Below are 2627 nucleotides of genomic sequence, written 5' to 3'. Positions count from 1 at the left end.
GCTCCCCTTGCAAGACTTGAACTTGCGACATACGGATTAACAGTCCGCCGTTCTACCAACTGAACTAAAGGGGAATTATTCTTAAAGCTTTAAAGAAATGGTGCCGACTACCGGAGTCGAACTGGTGACCTACTGATTACAAGTCAGTTGCTCTACCTACTGAGCTAAGTCGGCACATAATATTTCTTTGTGCTTTACTGTTGTTGTCTAGGACACCAACAAATAAATTGTGGTGCCCGGAGGCGGAATCGAACCACCGACACGAGGATTTTCAATCCTCTGCTCTACCGACTGAGCTATCCGGGCGACGAGGTGTATTAAACGTGTTTTCGCGTTCTGGGTCAACATTAAATTGCAAAAAAAGTATTGTTTGATGTTTTTCTATACTTAGTGGGTTGTTTTTGTTCATTTGGGGCGAAAAACCTAGGTCTAGCATGCTCTAAAAGATAGTAAAACTACGGTTAACTTCACTGAATGGACGTCGAAATAAAAAAAGCACGTATGAAAACGTGCTTTTATATTAAAGAACTTTGTTGAGAGTTTAGTGTTTTACTTCAAACCTATTAACCCAAGCTTCTAATTCATTAGAAAGAGAGGCGAGTGTTTGAGTGCTGTTATGACTTTCTGTCACTACATTACTCAGTTGGTTGCCACTTTCTTCGATCATATTGATACGCTTCGAAATATCATCACTCACCTGAGTCTGCTCAGCGGCGGCTGTCGCGATTTGATGACTCATCGACGAAATAGACTCTAATGCGATAACAATCTGTTGTAGAGCTTCAGAAGCATTCTGGGACTCTGTTACGGTGCTTTCACTGGTCGTCGCACACACTTCCATAGTTTTTATTGCGTTACGAGAGCCTTCTTGAAGGTTATTGATCATTAGCTGGATTTCTTTGGTGCTTGATTGTGTTCGACCTGCAAGGTTACGAACCTCATCAGCTACAACCGCAAATCCGCGGCCTTGTTCACCAGCGCGCGCAGCTTCAATTGCCGCATTTAGCGCTAGAAGGTTAGTTTGTTCTGCAATATCACCGATGACGTCTAAGACCTTAACGATGTTATGTACATCGCTATCTAGGTTAGCGACGGCTTCACTGGCCGTTCCTAGTTGGCCTGCTAGACCTTGAATGTTATCTACCGTGTTGTGAATTAGCTGCTGAGTATGTTGGCTCTGTTTATCAGCTTCGTCAGTATTACGCGCAGTATCACCCGCTGAATCAGCAACATTGTTGGCTGAAGAGGCCATCTCGGTCATTGCTGTTGCGATCATCTCGGTTGATTGCTGTTGTGTCTCTGTTAGCTGAGCTATTGACCCCGCACGGTCTTCTACACGTTGTAACTCGCCTCTTAATGCCAACATTGAAGCATTCAGGTTTGATACTAGTTCTGCTAGCGATTTACTCATTTGTTGCACTGCATGATAAATACTGCCGTCGATTGCTTGATTTTCGAAAGAGGTTTGAATGCGGCCTTCTGCGACTGCTTGTACCGCTTCTCTTACATCCTTTGGCTCGCCACCAAGAAGCGCTAGCATGCGCTTAATGGATGCAATCAAGCTCGATAGGATAAGACCAGCAATCACGACACAAAGGAACAGCTGCCATTGAGCGGTAGACCAGAAACGAGCGTTAACTTCATTGAAGCCGATACCGGTGCCTACAACCCAACCCCAATGCGGAGTCTTCTCTGCAATAGACAGTTTTTCTTCAATCGTTCCGTCTGGAAGCTTTTGTGTCCAGGTGTACTCAATGATCTGGCCAGTACGATTGCCAAGTACTCGTTGAATGAGTTGGCCAACGCTATTTCCATCACCGTCTTTAAAATCATTAAAGCTGGTTCCGTGTAGTTGTGGATCCAGAGGTGTCGCAACAAACGTCATGTTTTCATCCGCAACATAAACGTATTCATTGTCTTTATAGATGTTGTTACGTAGTAGGCGAGTAGCAAGCTGTTTGGCCTGCTGTTCTTCTAGAGTGCCATCAATAGCCATTTTTTCAACTTCAGTAAGAATGCTGTATGCGCTCTTAAACAGCTCTGTCACACGAGCTTTGTTGTCCATGTTACTCGCGACTCTCAAGGTCCATAAACCAGTAGCAGTTAGCGCCAGCAGAGCGATCAAGATGATGCCCGATAATAAGTAAGCTTGCGTTTTTAATTTCATATTTTCCTGCGTATCGATTCAATAATTAGTATTAGATATAATTCATCGAATCTTAATCTAAGTCGTGTAGGGCAGATATCAGAAAGATATCAAAACATGATGAAGATTAAATTTACGAAGCGAAAAAAGTAACAGCCTGACATGTTGTTTGTTTTTATGTGACGATAAGCGATTAAAGGTACTTAATTTCAGAGGTGGTTTAGTTTGTATCGAGAAGGTTTGAACGAATTCAAGGATTGGTGCTGTCGATATCGGAAAGGGGATGTCTTTAACTTTAAGGGGAGGGATTAAGGCTTGATGTTGGACTGGCGGCAATACTGAATAGAGTTAGCTTTTGCTCAAACGAAAAAAAGCCAAGTCTTTCGACTTGGCTTTCTTGAATGTGGCTCCCCTTGCAAGACTTGAACTTGCGACATACGGATTAACAGTCCGCCGTTCTACCAACTGAACTAAAGGGGAA

At 43.3% G+C, this 2627-nt stretch carries 1 protein-coding gene and 4 tRNA genes; all 5 read right to left on the bottom strand.

The window, feature by feature from the left end:
- Position 1: 1 nt before the first annotated feature.
- Positions 2-74, bottom strand: a tRNA-Asn gene (locus NX845_RS23315).
- Positions 75-98: 24 nt separating this feature from the next.
- Positions 99-174: transfer RNA gene (locus tag NX845_RS23310), tRNA-Thr, on the bottom strand.
- 56 nt (positions 175-230) lie between these two features.
- Positions 231-306 (bottom strand) — tRNA-Phe (locus tag NX845_RS23305).
- Between the two features lie 235 nt (positions 307-541).
- Positions 542-2167 (bottom strand): methyl-accepting chemotaxis protein, encoded by a 1626-nt coding sequence (locus NX845_RS23300; RefSeq protein ID WP_065682915.1) that lies wholly within the window; start codon positions 2165-2167, stop codon positions 542-544.
- A gap of 383 nt (positions 2168-2550) precedes the next feature.
- Positions 2551-2626 (bottom strand) — tRNA-Asn (locus NX845_RS23295).
- Position 2627: the final 1 nt, after the last annotated feature.

This window comes from Vibrio sp. NC2 (assembly GCF_025195005.1).
Lineage (GTDB): Bacteria > Pseudomonadota > Gammaproteobacteria > Enterobacterales > Vibrionaceae > Vibrio > Vibrio splendidus.
Note: the sequence above shows the minus strand (reverse complement) of the source record. Positions and strands in the feature narration are given on the sequence as shown.

What these genes read in the sequence shown, in the direction of transcription:
- NX845_RS23300 (WP_065682915.1), bottom strand. Translation starts at nt 2,167, where the DNA reads ATGAAATTAAAAACGCAAGCTTACTTATTATCGGGCATCATCTTGATC.